A 17,238-nucleotide genomic window follows, 5' to 3' on the forward strand; every position below is an offset into this window, starting at 1 on the left:
CAGCCATGATGAAAAAATTATTACTTCTGATTTTCCTTTTCTCGGGCTTTGCTACTCTAGCCCAACAGACCACACCACCGCCTAAGCGGCAGGTAGTAGGGCGTGACATCGGTCAGCTCAAAGGCATCCGTATTTCTGGAAGAATCATCGATGAGATTACCGGAGAGGCTTTGGTAGGCGCTACGATTACCGTGCCTGAATTAGACCTTACCCGAATCACTGATACTAATGGGTTTTTTGAATTGGTACTTGATCGGGCAGAGTACAATCTTACCTTTCGCTATGTAGGCTACGAGACGGTGGATTATCCTATCACGGCAGTAGGTGACGGACGGATTTCCATTCGGATGATCCAGGAGGATTTTCAACTGGATGATGTGGTCATCTACGGGAGGGATCCTGAAAAGAATATCCGGTCTACCGACATGGGGGCAGTCACTCTAAGCATGAATACGATGCGGGAGCTTCCTCCTTTCTTCGGGGAGGTGGATATCGTTCGGTCATTGGCAACATTACCAGGGGTAAGCCAGGTAGGAGAAGCATCATCCGGGCTCAACGTCCGTGGGGGTGGAGTTGACCAAAACTTGATACAGTTTGGGGGAGCACCGATTTACAATCCTTCTCACATGTTTGGATTATTTACAGCCTTCAATCCGGACGTGGTCAATGACGTGACGCTATATAAGGCCGTGGTACCTGCAAGATTTGGAGGCAGAAGCTCAGCGATCCTTGATATTGTGCCAAAAGCAGGAAGTGTGGACAAGTGGGGTGTGGATTTGATGGCAGGAACCTATACCGGAAAAGTTTCCGTCAATGGCCCATTGATCAAAGACAAGGTTTCCATTTTGGGAGGCTTTAGAATTTCTTATATCAATTGGCTTCTTCAGACCCTGACTGATCCGGTGCTGAACAATTCCAATGCAAACTTCTATGATGGGAATTTGGTCATCAGTGCCCCTATCTCAGAAAATAACGAGTTCATGTACAGCTACTATACCAGCTACGATGACTTTGCATTTGCCTCGGATACGACGATTTCCTGGAAGAATACTGCCCATTCCCTTCAATGGAAAAGCAAGTTTAGCGAAAAGCTAAGCATGGAGGCTTTGGGCTTTTATTCAGGCTATAATTTTGGGGTATTCAACCGTTCCGGAATCAATGATTTTCAGATCAACTCCGATATTCTGGACATGGGAGGAAAGTTGTTTCTTACATATTCTTTTTCTCCCACCAACAAGATTACTTTCGGAGGTGAATATAAGCAGCTGGAGATTCAGCCCGGAGAATTGATACCGGGAGAGCAAGGGGAAGTGTTGCCCAGGAAAGTGCAGAATGAATTCGGACGAGAAATGGCGGGTCATTTTCAGCATGAATTTGAGTTGGGAGAAAAATTGGGTTTTTCCTATGGGCTCAGGTATGACTTCTACCAATACCTTGGCGCAAGATCTGTAAGGCAGTATGCTGAAAATCAGCCCATCTCCGATGGAAGTGCCATTGGCGAAATCAATTATTCAGACGGAGAAGTAATCCAAAGCTACGATGGATTTGGCCCAAGAGCATCCATCCGCTATTCCTTCAACAAGTCCACCTCGATCAAAGCGGGATACAATAAAATGTATCAGTTTATCCATTTGATCTCCAACACAGCGACCATCGCTCCATTTGATCTTTGGAAACTCAGCGACAATTACCTCAAGCCACAAATTGCAGATCAATATTCCTTAGGATTTTATAAAAACTTCAAAGGAAACATCTTTGAAACTTCAATTGAGATTTACTACAAGGACCTGCAAAATGTGGTGGAATACAAAGACGGAGCAAATCTCATCGTGAGAAATCATATCGAGACCGAACTGGTGCCGGCTCAAGGGCAAGCTTACGGGGCTGAATTATATATCAAGAAAAATTTGGGAAGATTGACGGGATGGATTTCCTATACCTATTCCAGAGCCTTGAGAAGAGTAATTACCCCTTATGAAGAGGAAAATATCAATGATGGGGAATGGTACGCCTCCAACTTTGACAAGCCTAATGACTTGACCGTAATCGGAAATTATAAAGTCAGTACAAATACTTCTATTTCTGCTACAGTGGCTTACAGCACAGGAAGACCCGTGACCTTCCCGCAGGCTAAGTTTGACTACTCAGGAAACAGTCTGGCATATTTTGACAACAGAAATCAAGACCGAATGCCGGACTTCTTCCGGATAGATTTTGCTACCAATTTCAAACTGAAGGGGAGCGGGAAGTTCTTCGAAGGGGATTGGACCTTCTCCGTTTTGAACGTTTTGGGAAGAAAGAATCCTTATTCCATTTTCTTTGGAGACGCGCCTGGCTTACCTCCTCAATCTCTTCGACTGGCCCTTTTGGGGGTTCCGCTGCCTAGTTTGAGTTATGCGATTAAATTCTGAGAAGATGTTTAGAAATTGGATTTACCTGTTTTTTTTCCTGCTTTTCGGATGTATTGATCCTTTTCCGGTGGAGGTACCTGAGGGAGAGCAGTTACTCACGGTAGAGGGGCTGATTCACTCTGGACCTGGCCCACATACAATAGTTTTGTCCAGAAGTGCCACCTATGGAAGTGACTTACAAAGTTTAATCAGACCAGTGGTGGGTGCTACTGTCATAGTGCGAAGCGAGGATGGTGAGGTTACTTTCTTAAGTGAACGAGAGGGGGTGCGAGGAGCCTATTTTACTCCTACAGGTTGGAGAGCCCAGATTGGCAAGGCTTATACATTATTCATTGAAACTCCGGATGGAGGCTTGTTTTCTTCCCTTCCTGAGCGAGTGGAATCAGTACCTGAAATCCAATCCTTGGGAATCCGGACGGTCACCATTCCCCAACCTGGGGGAGGACCTGAGCGCTCAGGGGTGCAAATCATCGCGGATATCATTGACCCCGCGGATCAGAATAATTTCTATTTCTGGCGATTAGGGGCTGCCAATTACATCCTCGAGACCCGTCCGGAACTCTATACTACTCCAGCCCCAGACAGGACTCCAGCTCCTAAGGATTGCTGTGCGGTCTGCTACCGAGCAGATATTCCCAATAATCGAGGCGTCTTCATTGCGGTAGATGATGATTTTAACGGTTTGAGCACCCGCATTCCGGTAGGTTTTGTGGAGGATGACGGCTTGAGGTTTGTGAACAAGTATAGAGTGGATGTCAAGCAATATTCTATTTCTCAGAATGCCTACCGCTTTCTGAGGCTGGTGAAGCAGCAAGCTGAAATCAGCGGGTCTATTTTTGACCCTCCACCTGCCAATATTCGAGGGAATATGATCTCCTTGAATAATCCCGATGAAGTGGTATTGGGCTATTTCATGGCTGCAGGAGAAGCCTCAAGAAGAATTTACATAGATCAGGCTGAATTGACCTTTAAGCAAAACAGGGCAATTATTCCCGATGATTGCAGAGTAGTACCCAACGCTACCATCGACCCTCCTTTTGATTGGAATCCAAATGAATAAATTAGTAAAGTCAAGTTTTTTCCTTTTGCTGCTCCTTGTGGGATGCATTGATCCATTTCAGGTAGAAATCCCGGAAGGGGAGCAATTGCTTACTGTTGATGCTTTGATTCACTCAGGTCCTGGTCCTCATAGAGTCACTCTCACCCGGAGTGCTACCTATGGAAGTAGCTTTGAAGCCTTGATAAGGCCAGTATCTGGAGCTACTGTATTAGTAAGAGATGAGGAGGGTAAGGTTGTCTTTCTGACTGAAAGCGCAGAATCTAGAGGTTCGTACTTTACCCCAGCAGGATTTTCTGCAGAAGTCGGCAAATCCTACACCTTGTTTATAGAGACTCCGGAGGGGAAATTATATTCTTCCTTTCCTGAACGCGTGGAAGGAGTTCCCCCAATTCAAAACCTCCAACCCCGAACATTGGTAATTACCCAGCCGGGAGGCAACCCACCCCGATCCGGCGTGCAAATTATTGCCGAAATCAATGATCCTGCTGATCAAAACAACTTTTACTTTTGGAGGACAGGGCCTGCAGTCTATATTCTTCAGACTAGACCGGACTTATTTACTCCCAGACCCAGCGATGCCAATCCCTCCCGTGATCCACAGCCCAAACCCTGCTGTAATGTCTGCTACAGAACAGAGATATCAAACAACCAAAGCCTGTTTATTGCTGTTGACGATGATTTCAACGGGCTGACTACCCGTATTCCCGTGGCATTTGTCGAGGATGACGGCTTGCGCTTTGTGGATACTTATCGGGTGGATGTAAGTCAATACGGAATTTCACAGGAAGCTTACCGCTTTCTCAGATTGGTCAAGCAGCAGGCAGAGATCAGCGGGTCTATTTTCGATCCCCCACCTGCCACGATTCGAGGCAATATGATCAGTCTGGATGATCCCGATGAGGTGGTTTTGGGGTATTTTATGGCAGCTTCCGAGCAGACTTCCCGTATCTACATTCAAAAGGATAAGCTGACTTTTGCACAAAACCAAGCCATCATTCCGGATGATTGTAGGGAAGTTCCCGGAGCGGTAGTTGATGCACCATCAGACTGGAGACCCTGAGTTTTTTCAACGATTAGAAATTAGTCAGGAGTAAGCTCTGTCTTTTCTTCAAATCGAATCCCGAATTTTTCCAATTCAGAAAGAATCGGCTCGTAAAGTTCCGGAAGCACGGGGGTTTGAAGTCCGGATAGAGCAATCTTTCCATTCAAGAATAGGTCCACAGCAATCGCCAATGGCAAACCCACTGTTTTGGCCATGGCGGTATAATTAGAATCCTTACCAAAACTCACCAGGCTTGAGGTGACTTTCTTAATCCCTTGGTCGGTTTGGATTTCAAACAGGTGCTGCATGACAATCATGTCTTTGTCCTCGGGCCTCAATGCCCATTCTTTTTCCAGAATGGCTTGAAGAATTTTGGCAGGGCTTCCTTCCCCAATTGGTAAGGCTCGATCATCGAATAGACCCAGCCATTGGAGCTTTTCGAAGGTGGGAAAATCCAAATCCGGAATCAAATCGGCCAGTTTCTCTTCCACAGTAAGGGTCTCATGCCAAGGAAGAAAAGCATTAAGATATTGCCGAAAAGTACAATTCTCCTGAAGTGCCATCTGATAGCTGTCCTCAGTCATCCCGAGTTGGACGAAGACGTCCCAAGCTTTGCAGAATCCCTCTCTCCTCAAGGTGCCTCTGAGCAAAGTGGGGATATTTTCCAAGCCGTAAATTGATCGATAACTAAGCGAATCCCTATTGGGATACCCATCAAAGTTTCCTAAACCAGGAAAGCTTAATGTCTCGTGTCGTCCGAAAAGGCGGTGATAGGGGACATATTTGTAGTCTCCCTTCTCGATGTAGCGGGAAGTACCTTGACCTGCCAAAACCACATTTCTTGGATTCCAGGTGAATTTGTATTTCCAGGGATTGTCTTCTGATTCTGGAGCTAAAAGTCCACCGCAGTAAGACTTGAAGGATGAAATATTCTCTCCCCGGCTTTTCGCCTCGTCGATAATCTTCATGGCAGACATATGGTCAATCCCGGGATCCAAGCCGCATTCGTTTAGGAAAAGAAGTTCTTTCCTTTCGATCTCCGGCTTCATTTTTCTCAATTCCTCGCTTTCGTAGGAGGCTGTGAAAAAATGCTTCCCTAGCTCCAGGCAGTCTTTGGCAATTGTGGGATGCATAAAGGCCGGCAGCATGGATATCACCACATCCGCTTGGGCAATCAGTGACTTTCTTTGACTTTCCTCAGAAGTATTGATCGCTACTGGGCTGGTAAATGGTTTATTCTGGATTTTAGCCTGAGCATTGCTGAGGTCAAGGTCAGCCAGGATAAGTTGCCTTTCCGAGCTACAAGTGCCAGCGAGGTAATCTATCAGGTAAGTAGAGGACTTTCCGGCCCCGAGGATTAATATCGTCTTCATCAAATCTGGATTTCTCCTGAAAATTCGCATAATTTTTCTGACCGAAAAGGGGATCAGCTCAGATTTATTGAACATTTCCTTACCTTGATCGTTAGGATTTCCCTCAATCAAAAGTGTTCTTGTGAAAAAAATTACCTTGAGTTCAGAACTGGAGGAACTGCTTCCGGAGGAATTAAACTCTGCTGAGAGAGAACTTTTGGAAAGTGCAAAATCAGTTTCCAAGCGGGCCTATGCTCCCTATTCGGGCTTTCATGTGGGGTCTGCGGTTCTTCTGGAAAATGGGCAAATCCTTCAGTCCTCCAATCAGGAAAATGTCAGCTTCCCTACAGGAGTATGCGCAGAGCGCTTGGTTTTGGGGTATGCCGGAGCAAATTTTCCCGATTCTGCTCCTGTCATGCTTGCGGTGGTCGCCCAGCGAAGAGGAGAAGAAGAATGGGCGGGTGTTTCTCCCTGTGGAATTTGTCGACAGACGATCAACGAAGTGGAAAATCGCTTTGGGAAACCGATTACGCTCTTGATCCTGAAGTCGGATGGTAATGTCCTTCGAATCCCCGGAATATCCCATCTATTGCCCCTCAAGTTTGACGACCTCAATCAGTAAGATGGAAAAGAAAAAGTTGATTTTTCCTTACGAAGCTTTTTATTCCATTTCTCATCAACCAACAGGAAAAGAACAGGAAATCTGGCTTGTTTTTCATGGATATGGGCAGCTGTCGGAGTTTTTTATCCGAAAGTTTTTGCCGTTTTCCGGTGAAGACCGCCTGATTTTGGCTCCTGAGGGGACCAATTATGGGTTTTTGAAAGATTTTCAGGGAAGAGTAGGAGCCAATTGGATGACCCGGCATGAAAGGGAAACAGCTATAGCCAACAACCATCGGTTTTTGGACCTTTTGATGGAAGAGATTCTTCAAAAATACCCTCAAAAGCCTTCAATCCATGTGCTCGGCTTTTCCCAAGGAGCAGCTACTGCCACCCGCTGGGCAGCAAGATGGGACCACCGGGTAAAGCAAATGATCCTTTGGGCAGGAGGATTTGCCCATGATTTGATTTTGGAAAAAGCCAAAGATCAATTTCGAACTACCGAAATCCTGATGGTCTTTGGGGAAAAGGATGAATTGATCACTTCGGAGAGCATAGCTTCTCAAAGGGCTTTTTTCGGGCTTTTGGAAAAAGAAGTGCGCGAGCTTAACTTTGAGGGCGGACACGAACTGAATATCCCTCTCCTTCAAAAAATCGTTAAAAAAGAGGGATGATCTTTTTTGGCCCGCTGATTGTATTGAGTCAAACAATTTGATGAAATTTCGACTTTCATTATTTTTCAACAACATTTGAAAACCATACATGCTTTCCCTTTCTAATCAGGAGGTCGACTACATAGCCTCCCAACTTCTCAAAGGAATGGTCTGCTTCTATCAGATCGATAGAAAAAAGGTCCATCAAATGCCTGACGACGAGGATTATTTCAATTACGATCTGACAGAAGATGAGGAAGACATCCTGGATGAGATCGAAGAAAACCCGGACAATTTTGCGGAATTCACCAAAATGGAGCCCGCTCAGGAGCATCAAATGATGCAGGATTTCATCGATCGCAAAGTCAAAGAAAGAAATCTAGCTGAGGATCTGGTCGATGCACTGAGCAAACCAAAAGCAGCAACTGGTTTTAAGTTTCTGATCGATGGATCCAAGTACAAGGACGAATGGGTTACCTACCGAAAGAGTAAATACCACGACTGGGTGAAGGAGCAAGTGGACTCTTTCAACTATGCCGAAGACTAAAAACAAACCGTCTGAGCAAATCAGGCGGTTTTTTTATTGAACGGAAATGATAAACACGCCGACGTATTCTATCAGAACCCACCTTCAGCCCGGCGACCTCAGTCAGGTGGCTTGGCTTCATGCCAAAATCTATTTTGAAGAGCAGGGATTCGGGCTGGGCTTTGAAGCCTATGTTTTGGAAAGTTTGGTGGAGTTTTATGGACAATATGATCCAGAAAAAGACGGGGTTTGGGTCGTGGAGGCAGATGGGAAGATGGTTGGTTTTCTTTGCCTGATGCATAGACCGGATAATCAAGCCTAGCTTCGATATTTTGTGCTGGAAAAGGAATATCGTGGATTGGGGCTGGGTAATCAGCTGATGAAGGCTTGGATGGATTTTTATAAGCAAAAAGGATACTCCTCTGCTTACTTATACACCACTTCTGGTTTGGATCCCGCTGTTCACCTCTATGAGAAATTCGGCTTTAGCAAAGAGTCGGAAAAATTCTCGGAGAATTTCGGTGTTCACTTGAAAGAAATGCTTTTCAGGCTATCTTGAAGCTTTTTCCAATCAAAAAATCAGAGTCGACACCCACTGCAATGAATGTAAATCAGGTGAGATTTCATCTGACCGGTAAAAAACAAGTATAAACTGATGAAAAAGTACCTTTCTATTCTCCTCTTTTTTGCAACTATTCCTTTTTCCTTTTCTCAAAATTGGGACTGGGGCGGACCGATTGATCCGATTCAGGCCAAGATGAAAATCAGACATTACCGATTGGAACTGGAGTTGATTCCTGAGACTCAGTCCATCCTTGGATCGAATACGATTACTTTTTCTTCTGAAGAAAAATTAGATACGCTGAGGTTTCAGCTCATTGATGAATATGAGGTAAGTCGAGTCTTGATGGATGGAAAGGAAGTTGTGTTTTTTCACCAAAATGATGTTTTGGATATCCTTCCGGTAGATTGTACTTGCGACCAAGTACAGGTTTTTTATGGAGGGAAAACACCCATTGCCCAAAATCCGCCCTGGACTGGCGGGTTTACCTGGGAAAAGGACCAACTGGACAATCATTGGATGGGCCTGTCCAGTCAGGGAGAGGGAGCGAAAATCTTCATGCCTGCCCTAGACCATCCTTCCAGCGAGCCCAGCGAAGGGGCAGATTTGATCTTCACTGCACCCAAGCCCTATTTTGTAGCTTCTAATGGCAGACTCACGCAGACCGAGGACAAAGAGGACAAGGTCACTTATCGCTGGTCCACCTCTTATCCGATCAACAATTACAATATCAATTTTACGCTGGGAGTATTTCAGGAGGCAAAAATGGAGTTTGAGTCCATTTCCGGAAATAGGATTCCCATGCATGTCTGGGTCCTGCAGGAAAACCGGGCCAAGGCAGAAGAGCTTTTGGAGGTTTTGAAAATCAGCACAAAAACGCAGGAAAAGTACTTTGGGCCTTTTCCATTCCCCAAGGATAAAATAGCCGTAGTCGAAACGCCCTATCTGGGAATGGAGCATCAGACGATCAATGCTTATGGCAATAATTTTCAGTTTGTGAAAATGGGAGGGGTCAAATACGATTGGCTGCTTCATCATGAGCTGGGTCACGAGTGGTTTGGTAACAAGGTATCGGTGGGAGACTGGGCCGATATGTGGATTCATGAAGGCCTGACTGCCTATGGAGATTGGTTGTTTTACTGGGAGCATGGAGGCCCTGAGGCTTACTTTGCCAAGGTCAAATCTGAATCCCGGAATATTCCTCATGCCAAGCCGGTGGTGAGTCCACCCAATTCGACCGAGGAGCAGGCCTACCATCCAGAGATATATACCAAAGGCGCCATGGTGATTCATTCTCTCAGAGGCGTGCTGGGGGATGAATTGTTTTTCCCTGCGGTCAAGGCCTTTGTCATGGACGACCGATTTACTTATCAAAATCAAGTCAATACCCAAGACTTCACGGATTTCATCGAGAGGTTTACAGGTAAGGATTTGAGTGGTTTTTTTGACCTTTATCTTTACTCTACTTCTCTTCCTAAACTTAAAGTTTCCAAAAAAGGGAAGGATGGCTATCTGATTGCTTTGCAGGGGATTGAGTTTGAGATGCCGGTGGAGGTAGAGACCTCAGAGGGCATTCAGCGAGTGAGTGTGGGGAAAAAAGGCACGGAAGTCAAAAGCAGCACCCCGGTGGTCGTTGACCCAAGAGGTTGGCTGATGCTGGAAAAGTAGTTTCATGCCTTTTATTGAGTATTTGAAGGATTTATGTCCTCGATTGGGGAACTGGATTTTTAAATGATTTCCCGGTTCCAAAAGGTAGTCTAGATCTAAAAAGCCCTGTTTCTTTTGGATTCAGGGCTTTTATTTTATTTATTGCCCCTTACCCAGTAGCCTTTTTTTATTTTCTCACCTTAATCATTGATTGATGAACTCGCATATTTATGACTCTGGGCTAATCGGAAACTGTTCCTACATCGCCCATATTCAAAAGGACACGAATGTTTCCTGGCTTTGCTTTCCCCGTTTTGATTCGGATTTTGTGTTTGGCAGTATGCTGGATAAAGACCGGGGTGGGGAATTCACCATTTTGCCAGAGGAGGACTTTGAATCTACTCAGAGCTATCTGGAAAACACCAATATTCTCGAGACCACCATCAAAAGCAAACAAGGAAGCTACAGGGTAACCGATTTTGCTCCCCGATTCAAGAATTTTGACAGATACTTTAAACCCCTGATGCTAATCCGGAAGCTCGAGCCTATCGAAGGTGCTCCCAAAGTGAAAATCACCTGCCAGCCTGTATGGGAAAGAGGAGCGAAGCAACTTACTCCAAGTATGGGCAGCAATCATATCCGCTATATGGGCCAGGATCAGGAAATCCGCCTGACTACGAATGCACCTTTGAGTTATATCTGCGAGGGAAAAGCCTTTGTCTTGCAGCGTCCTGTTTACTTGGTATTTACTTATGGGAGACCTTTAGAAGCGCCAGTGGAATCCACCAGTGAGCGGTTTCTCCAGGCTACGACCGAGTACTGGCAGTCTTGGGTCAAGTCCACCAGTATTTCCACTTTTCACCAAAGATTGGTATTGAGATCTGCCTTAATTCTGAAAATTCATCAATACGAGGATACGGGAGCGATTATCGCAGCTTCTACCACCTCTCTGCCTGAATCTCCGGGTTCGACCCGCAATTGGGATTATCGCTACTGTTGGATTAGGGACAGCTACTATACCCTTACTTCATTTAACAGCGTGGGGCACTTCGAGGAGTTGGAGAAATATTTCGAATACATCCAGAATCTTCCAACCGGGTCTGATGGACGGTATCAGCCCTTGTATTCGATTACTGGAGACAGCTTGCTTACGGAGGAGATTTCTGATCTTCAGGGGTATCTCGGCAATCAGCCGGTGAGATTTGGCAATCAGGCCTATACCCATATCCAAAACGACCTCTATGGTCAGGTCTTGGTTTCCCTCTTGCCTTTGTATTCCGATCAGCGGTTTACGGCCAAGGAAAAGAGCTATTCGGAACCGATGATCATGAACCTTCTGGATAAGATCGACAAGACTATGCATGAGAAAGATGCCGGGCTGTGGGAATTCAGAAATCTTGCCCAAGAGCACTGTTACACTTTCTTGTTTCATTGGGCAGGGGCCTGTGCAGCAGCCAAAATCGGCACCCGATTGAAAAACCAGCGTATGTACGACAAGGCCATTCAGCTGAGAGATGAGGCAGTGAAAAAAATCGAGGCCTGCTATCTGCCTGACCGCAAAGCCTATGCTCAAGCGATCGGTTCACGGCATATGGATGCTTCCACGCTCCAATTGATCACCATGGGATATTTTGGCAGGGACCTTGAGCGCGCCAACGACCATCTGAAAGCTTTGGAAGAGGATCTTCTGGCTAAAGATTATCTTTTCTATCGATACAAGCACATGGATGACTTCGGAGTTCCGGAGACTACTTTCTTGATCTGTGCATTTTGGTATATAGAAGCTTTGGCTTGTGTGAATAGGCTGGATGAGGCCATCGAGGGCTTTGAAACCTTGACCAAATACTGCAACCATCTCCATCTTTTTTCGGAAGATGTGGATCAGGCCACAGGGAGTCAGTGGGGTAATTTTCCTCAAGCTTATTCTCATGTAGGGCTAATGAATGCCGCTTTCCGGATTGGGAAAAAATTGGATCGCCCGAATTTTCTTTAAAGCTTCCAATAATTGGTTTTTAAAGCAAGAAAAGGCCTTTTTAGGCCTTTTCTTGCTTTATCTCACTGAGTCAGCTTGGCCAAAAGGCTCCTTACTTCCCGGAAAGACTTGATGTTATAATTGGCTTGGGTATAGGCATAGCCCACTCGGATGGTAAAGGCATTTTTCGGCATGGCTTTGAACGTGTCCTCATCCGTCCAATCATCACCTATAGCGAGGATGAAGTCGTAGGTTTCTCCTTTCATAAGGGCACTAGCTGCTCTCCCTTTGTTGATGTCCGGGCGCTTGATTTCCAGGACCATGTTGCCTTCCAATACTTGGAGGTTGTGTCCGCGTGCCATGTATTTCAAGTGGGAAAAAAGCTCTCTCATTCTCAAATCCCCGAGTCCACTTTCCACTTTTCGATAGTGCCAAACGAGAGAGTGGTGCTTTTCTTCGATAAATGCCCCCGGGGTCCGCTGCACGTAGTAGTCCATCACTTTTCGGATATCCTCTTTCCAGAAGTCATCCACTTCGGCGTAGAGTTCCCACTGAGCGGGGTCTTCTTTTCTCCTCACCCATACTCCATGCTCGGCAATGAGATCTACGTTTTGACTATCAAACCATTTACCCAAGGTGTCCTTGTCTCTTCCTGAGATGATCACCACCTGAGCCTTTTGGCTGAGTTTTTTGACCAAATTTCGCAGTTCGGTGTCCGGTTTGGCATCTTGGGGATTTCCCACAAATCCAGTCAAGGTACCATCGTAATCCAAGAACAGGACAGGGTTTTTGGCAGCCTTAAACTTTTCCGTTATTTCCCCTTCTACTTTGGAATCTACCTCTTTGGAGGTTAGCTCATTCTGCTTTGCCTTCACATGAGTGAGCCGGTCCATAAACACTTTGACCCACTGAAAAATATCATATCGCTGCAGGACTTCCTGCATGGAAGCCATCCGGGTTTTCTGCTCTGCCTCATCCATGGTCAAGCCCTGATAGATGGCTGAAATGACACCTTCCCGATCGTTGGGATTGACTAGAATGGCATCGCGAAGCTCTTTGGAGGCACCAGCCATTTCTGAAAGGATCAAAACCCCAGTCTGATCGGTGCGGCTAGCCACATATTCCTTGCATACCAGGTTCATACCATCTCTGAGCGGGGTGACCAAAGCAATGTCAGACATGCTGTAAAATGCGCTCAACTCTTCGAAAGGGAAACTCCGATAGAAGTAATGGACTGGAACCCAATTCAAGGTGGAATACTCCGCATTGATCCTTCCCACCAAAAGGTCGATTTCCTCCCGCAGCTCTTTGTAGGATTTGACCTTGTCCCGGCTGGGGACCACGATCATGATCATGGATACTTTGCCGTGGAGTTCCTTATGGTCCTTGAGCAAATCATGAAATGCATGAATGCGCTGGGGGATCCCTTTGGAATAATCCAGCCGGTCAATAGTCAAAATGAGCTTCTGATCGCCGACTTGATTCCGGAAGTTTTTGACGATGTTTTGGGTCTTTTTGCTTTTTGCCTGCTTGACAAATTTTCCATAGTCGATTCCCATAGGAAAAGAATCCACATTGATGATCCGGTTTTCAGCCTGAATGTATCCGCTTTCGCTGGAAAGTCCGGTGATTCTTCCCACAGCGCTCAGAAAGTGGCGCATGTCGTCGTAGGTATGGAACCCGATCAAATCTGCCCCGCATACCCCTTCGAGGAGTTCTTTCCTCCAGGGAATCATTCGCATGATCTCGTAGGATGGGAAGGGGATATGTTGGAAAAAGGCAATGGTAGCATTTGGCAGGGCTTCCCGAAGCATTTGCGGTAGCAAAAGCAGCTGGTAATCATGCACCCAAATGGTGTCATCCGGATCGGCTTTTTTTTGAATGGCATCACAAAACTTGCGATTGACTTCTCGATAAGATTCCCAATGTTCCGGGTTGTATTCAATGTATTGGGTGAAGTAGTGGAAGGCAGGCCAGAGTGTTTCGTTGCTGAAGCCTTCGTAAAACTTGGTTACGTCCTCTTTGGAGAGGAAGACCGGAGCCATTTTTAGCTCGTGAAGCTCAAGAATAATCTCGGCTCGCTGCTCGGGGTCTTCTATGGTGTTGCCCGGCCATCCTATCCAGATATTTTCTCCGGATTTGTAGATGGAGCCAAGGCCGGTTGCCAATCCTCCCGCTGAAGGTTTGAATTCAAATTTTCCATTTCGGTGACGGAGTGAAATAGGAAGTCTGTTGGAGACGATGATGGTTTTTGCCATAAGGGAATAGATAAAAAACAGAAATGCAGCATGCAAGCTGCTTTGTATTAAAAGGTGATCAACTAATATACATCAAAAAGCCTAAAATTGCAGGATTTTAGGCCTTTTTGTAACCCATTCTTTTTCAGATGGAAGGTTGAGCCCTTAGAAGAGCTTTGGTTTTTTCAGAAAAAAATAGCTTTAGTCCGACATAAAAAAGGTCAAAGGGAGGACTTTTAACTGGCACAGACTTACCGGATTTGGATATGAAACGAAAAAATAGGTTGTTGAGGAATTGAATTTTCTTCGAAATAAAGAGATGGACGATTGGGAGTCAAACCAAAATTATAGCTGTCGACTGCCTCTCTTGCCAGATTTCTGGCTTCCCTTCGGAAAAACCCCGAAGTGATGCCCACAGCCAAGCTTCCCACTAAGAAAGGCCAGAATAAGTTGCTCACCTGAGAGGATTGCTGCTGAGGAGCAAAGGCCAAAACAGTAGTGCCTACAAAAAGACCTAAATCCACGAAGGATAAAATATTGTTAATCCTCTGCTTGTTTAAAGATTTTTCATAGAGGTAAAGGGCTTCGGAATTGGTCTGAAGGATGGTTCGGATTTCGGGTTGGGTAAGCATTTTAGGACCATCCAGAATATCAATTTTTTGGGTAAATAGATTCTGTCGCACATCGACCCGCAATAGGGGTGTTTCCTGTGCTTGAATAGTCAGCAAACTGAAGAAAAATGCGAAAATTGAAAAGATGATCCTCATATCCTAGAAGTTTAGCGTGAACCCTATCCCGTTTCCAGTTAAGCTCAATTCAACCGAGCTTGGTGGAGAAGTTTTTTGATAATTGTATCGATAAATGGAAGAATTGATCCGGTTATATCCTTTTTTTCGGAGAGATAATCCGGTAAATCCCAATCCAACAGAAGCAAAGGAAGTAATCAGGGGTATTCTCCAGGCATAGGGATCATCTGCATTGGCAAATAGGACTCCCAATCCTACAGCAAGAGTGGCAAATGAAGCTATCTTCAATCCCGAGCCCGTTTTCATTTGCTTGATTCCTTCATCAAAATCCCGCTTTTCTTGAGCGAATGGAACGAGCATTTCCGAAACCTGTGCTGATGAAAGCTCTTGTCCTCGGCTGAAAAATTTAGGGTTGTTGAAAAAGTTTTCCCTTATCTGAATGGGGTTTTGACCTTGGGCGCTGGCGCAAACAGCTAAGAGGAAAAGGAGAGTAAAAACTGTTTTGCCCATAAACTCTTTTTAATTCAATTTTTACGGGATGAACTTGAGATAAGTTTAAGATGACTAAAGTTTTTCTAAAAAGAAATTCCAAGACCAATGCCCGCAGCGGTGATATTCAAGTATACTTCTGATTTTTTCCTCTTCAAATCAATCTGGGAGTCATTAAATGTAGAGATGGCAAAATCTATTTTGGATCTACCACTTACCCGGAATTGCCTGCCTATCAGGAAGAAGGGCAGTCCGGCAGCTATTCCCATAGGTATAAATAGTCCTTCCAGCCCAAAATCCGGATAGGAATAGATCCAGACTATTGCACTCGTGGCTACTATTCCCCCGGAGATCATAAACCACATGCCCGAATTGAGTTTTTTATTCCCTTTGATGTACTCTTCCTGCAATTTGGGGTAATCCTTCATCACATCGGCAACCTCCGTTTTGGACAGAGGTATTCCTTGGGAATAGTATTTTCTGAAATTGATCCAATTTTCCTTAACCAAAATTGATTGTTGAGCAAAGCCATTAAAAGCCAGAACAAGGAAGAAACTGAAAAGAAAAAGATGTTTCATGTCCAAGAGCTAAATCGTAAGTCCAAAAGGTTAAAGTAAAAAAGCAAAAAACCCGGCAAAAAGCCAGGTTTTTTAAGTCATTTGAGAATCGCTTAGATTCCGAATGCAGCCTTGATTTTGTCTACATAATCCAGCTTTTCCCAAGTGAAAAGTTCAACTTTCTTGGTGACAGCTTCCCGATAGGGTGAGTAGAAGGTTTTTTCCACGATCTCATTTTTTCTACCCATATGCCCATAGGCAGCGGTTTCTTCGTAGATCGGGTTTCTCAACTTCAGTCGCTGCTCGATGGCGTAAGGTCGCATATCGAAAATAGCTTCCACTTTTCTGGCGATTTCTCCGTCACTCATTCCTACTTTGGCAGTGCCGTAGGTGTTGACATAGATACCCATAGGGGCTGCCACTCCGATAGCATAAGATACCTGCACGAGCATTTCATCAGCAATACCTGCCGCAACCATATTTTTTGCGATGTGGCGAGTGGCATAGGCAGCAGAGCGGTCTACTTTGGAAGGATCTTTTCCGGAGAAAGCTCCCCCTCCGTGAGCGCCTTTTCCTCCGTAAGTGTCCACGATGATTTTTCTTCCGGTCAAACCGGTATCCCCATGAGGCCCTCCGATGACAAACTTCCCGGTGGGATTGATATGATATTTGATCTCGGATGTAAACAGCTTCTGCAACTCTGGCTTGAGCTTAGCCTTTACTCTAGGGATGAGAATATTGATGATGTCAGCTTTGATTTTGGCCAGCATGGCTTCTTCGGTGTCGAAGTCGTCGTGCTGGGTAGAAACCACGATCGCGTCGATTCGCTGAGGCTCATTGTCATCGCTGTATTCGATGGTTACCTGAGACTTGGAGTCAGGTCTGAGGTAAGTGATTTCTTTGTTTTCTCTTCGGAGAGCAGCCAGTTCGCGAAGAATCATGTGGGACAGATCCAATGCCAAAGGCATGTAGTTTTCCGTCTCGTTGGTGGCATAGCCAAACATCATTCCCTGATCACCGGCGCCCTGCTCCTCTGGATTTTTGCGTTCTACTCCCTGATTGATGTCAGCGGACTGCTCGTGGATGGCTGAGAGCACCCCGCAGGAGTTACCCTCAAACATGTATTCACTCTTGGTATAGCCAATTCGGTTGATGACATCCCGTGCGATCTTCTGTACGTCCAGATAAATGTCAGATTTCACTTCTCCGGCCAAAAAAACCTGACCTGTGGTCACCAAGGTTTCGCAGGCTACTTTGGAATTGGGATCGAAAGCCAAAAAATTATCGATCAGCGCGTCAGAGATTTGGTCAGCGATTTTGTCAGGATGCCCCTCAGATACTGATTCTGAGGTAAATAAATATGCCATAAACTAGATAATTGAGT

The 17,238-nt window shown here is 45.4% G+C and carries 16 protein-coding genes; 10 read left to right on the plus strand and 6 right to left on the minus strand.

Going from position 1 to position 17,238, the window contains the following annotated elements:
* Positions 1–8 precede the first annotated feature (8 nt).
* The 3 genes from AAA942_RS13085 to AAA942_RS13095 are packed head-to-tail and all read left to right on the plus strand — an operon-like array spanning position 9 to position 4,531.
* On the plus strand, positions 9–2,411 hold the full coding sequence (locus tag AAA942_RS13085; RefSeq protein ID WP_338220724.1) for a TonB-dependent receptor: 2,403 nt from the start codon (positions 9–11) through the stop codon (positions 2,409–2,411).
* 4 nt (positions 2,412–2,415) lie between these two features.
* Positions 2,416–3,471, plus strand: coding sequence for a DUF4249 domain-containing protein (locus AAA942_RS13090; RefSeq protein ID WP_338220725.1), 1,056 nt, complete (start codon positions 2,416–2,418; stop codon positions 3,469–3,471).
* A complete protein-coding gene (locus AAA942_RS13095; protein WP_338220726.1) occupies positions 3,464–4,531 on the plus strand; it encodes a DUF4249 domain-containing protein in 1,068 nt (355 codons plus the stop codon). Before AAA942_RS13090 ends, AAA942_RS13095 begins: the two co-directional genes overlap by 8 nt.
* A gap of 20 nt (positions 4,532–4,551) precedes the next feature.
* Here AAA942_RS13095 and AAA942_RS13100 read toward each other — a convergent pair whose 3' ends face one another.
* Entirely contained in the window at positions 4,552–5,886 is a 1,335-nt protein-coding gene (locus AAA942_RS13100; RefSeq protein ID WP_338220727.1) for a saccharopine dehydrogenase family protein, read from the minus strand.
* 121 nt (positions 5,887–6,007) lie between these two features.
* On the opposite strand from AAA942_RS13100, the gene AAA942_RS13105 reads away from it, so the two are divergent.
* The 7 genes from AAA942_RS13105 to AAA942_RS13135 all read left to right on the plus strand — a co-directional run bounded on the left by AAA942_RS13105 (position 6,008) and on the right by AAA942_RS13135 (position 11,846).
* The gene (locus AAA942_RS13105; protein WP_338220728.1) at positions 6,008–6,487 is read left to right on the plus strand and encodes a cytidine deaminase; all 480 of its coding nucleotides are present in this window, start codon (positions 6,008–6,010) and stop codon (positions 6,485–6,487) included.
* A 1-nt stretch (position 6,488) separates the two neighbouring features.
* On the plus strand, positions 6,489–7,139 hold the full coding sequence (locus AAA942_RS13110) for an alpha/beta hydrolase (protein WP_338220729.1): 651 nt from the start codon (positions 6,489–6,491) through the stop codon (positions 7,137–7,139).
* Between the two features lie 88 nt (positions 7,140–7,227).
* On the plus strand, positions 7,228–7,665 hold the full coding sequence (locus tag AAA942_RS13115) for a UPF0158 family protein (RefSeq protein ID WP_338220730.1): 438 nt from the start codon (positions 7,228–7,230) through the stop codon (positions 7,663–7,665).
* Positions 7,666–7,711: 46 nt separating this feature from the next.
* Complete coding sequence (locus tag AAA942_RS13120) at positions 7,712–7,966, plus strand: hypothetical protein (RefSeq protein ID WP_338220731.1); 255 nt, start codon at positions 7,712–7,714, stop codon at positions 7,964–7,966.
* A gap of 12 nt (positions 7,967–7,978) precedes the next feature.
* The gene (locus tag AAA942_RS13125; RefSeq protein WP_338220732.1) at positions 7,979–8,203 is read left to right on the plus strand and encodes a GNAT family N-acetyltransferase; all 225 of its coding nucleotides are present in this window, start codon (positions 7,979–7,981) and stop codon (positions 8,201–8,203) included.
* Positions 8,204–8,299: 96 nt separating this feature from the next.
* Positions 8,300–9,874: a M1 family metallopeptidase gene (locus AAA942_RS13130; protein ID WP_338220733.1), complete on the plus strand. Its 1,575-nt coding sequence runs from the start codon at positions 8,300–8,302 to the stop codon at positions 9,872–9,874.
* A gap of 193 nt (positions 9,875–10,067) precedes the next feature.
* Entirely contained in the window at positions 10,068–11,846 is a 1,779-nt protein-coding gene (locus AAA942_RS13135) for a glycoside hydrolase family 15 protein (protein ID WP_338220734.1), read from the plus strand.
* Positions 11,847–11,908: 62 nt separating this feature from the next.
* On the opposite strand, the gene AAA942_RS13140 is transcribed toward AAA942_RS13135, so the two are convergent.
* The 5 genes from AAA942_RS13140 to metK form a co-directional block, all read right to left on the minus strand.
* Positions 11,909–14,083 (minus strand): bifunctional alpha,alpha-trehalose-phosphate synthase (UDP-forming)/trehalose-phosphatase, encoded by a 2,175-nt coding sequence (locus AAA942_RS13140; protein WP_338220735.1) that lies wholly within the window; start codon positions 14,081–14,083, stop codon positions 11,909–11,911.
* Positions 14,084–14,313: 230 nt separating this feature from the next.
* The gene (locus AAA942_RS13145) at positions 14,314–14,829 is read right to left on the minus strand and encodes a hypothetical protein (RefSeq protein ID WP_338220736.1); all 516 of its coding nucleotides are present in this window, start codon (positions 14,827–14,829) and stop codon (positions 14,314–14,316) included.
* 3 nt (positions 14,830–14,832) lie between these two features.
* Entirely contained in the window at positions 14,833–15,318 is a 486-nt protein-coding gene (locus tag AAA942_RS13150; protein ID WP_338220737.1) for a hypothetical protein, read from the minus strand.
* Between the two features lie 65 nt (positions 15,319–15,383).
* Entirely contained in the window at positions 15,384–15,875 is a 492-nt protein-coding gene (locus AAA942_RS13155) for a hypothetical protein (RefSeq protein ID WP_338220738.1), read from the minus strand.
* A gap of 92 nt (positions 15,876–15,967) precedes the next feature.
* The gene (metK, locus tag AAA942_RS13160) at positions 15,968–17,221 is read right to left on the minus strand and encodes a methionine adenosyltransferase (RefSeq protein ID WP_338220739.1); all 1,254 of its coding nucleotides are present in this window, start codon (positions 17,219–17,221) and stop codon (positions 15,968–15,970) included.
* Positions 17,222–17,238: the final 17 nt, after the last annotated feature.

Origin of the sequence: Algoriphagus sp. oki45, from assembly GCF_036245605.1 — a bacterium.
Taxonomy (GTDB): domain Bacteria; phylum Bacteroidota; class Bacteroidia; order Cytophagales; family Cyclobacteriaceae; genus Algoriphagus.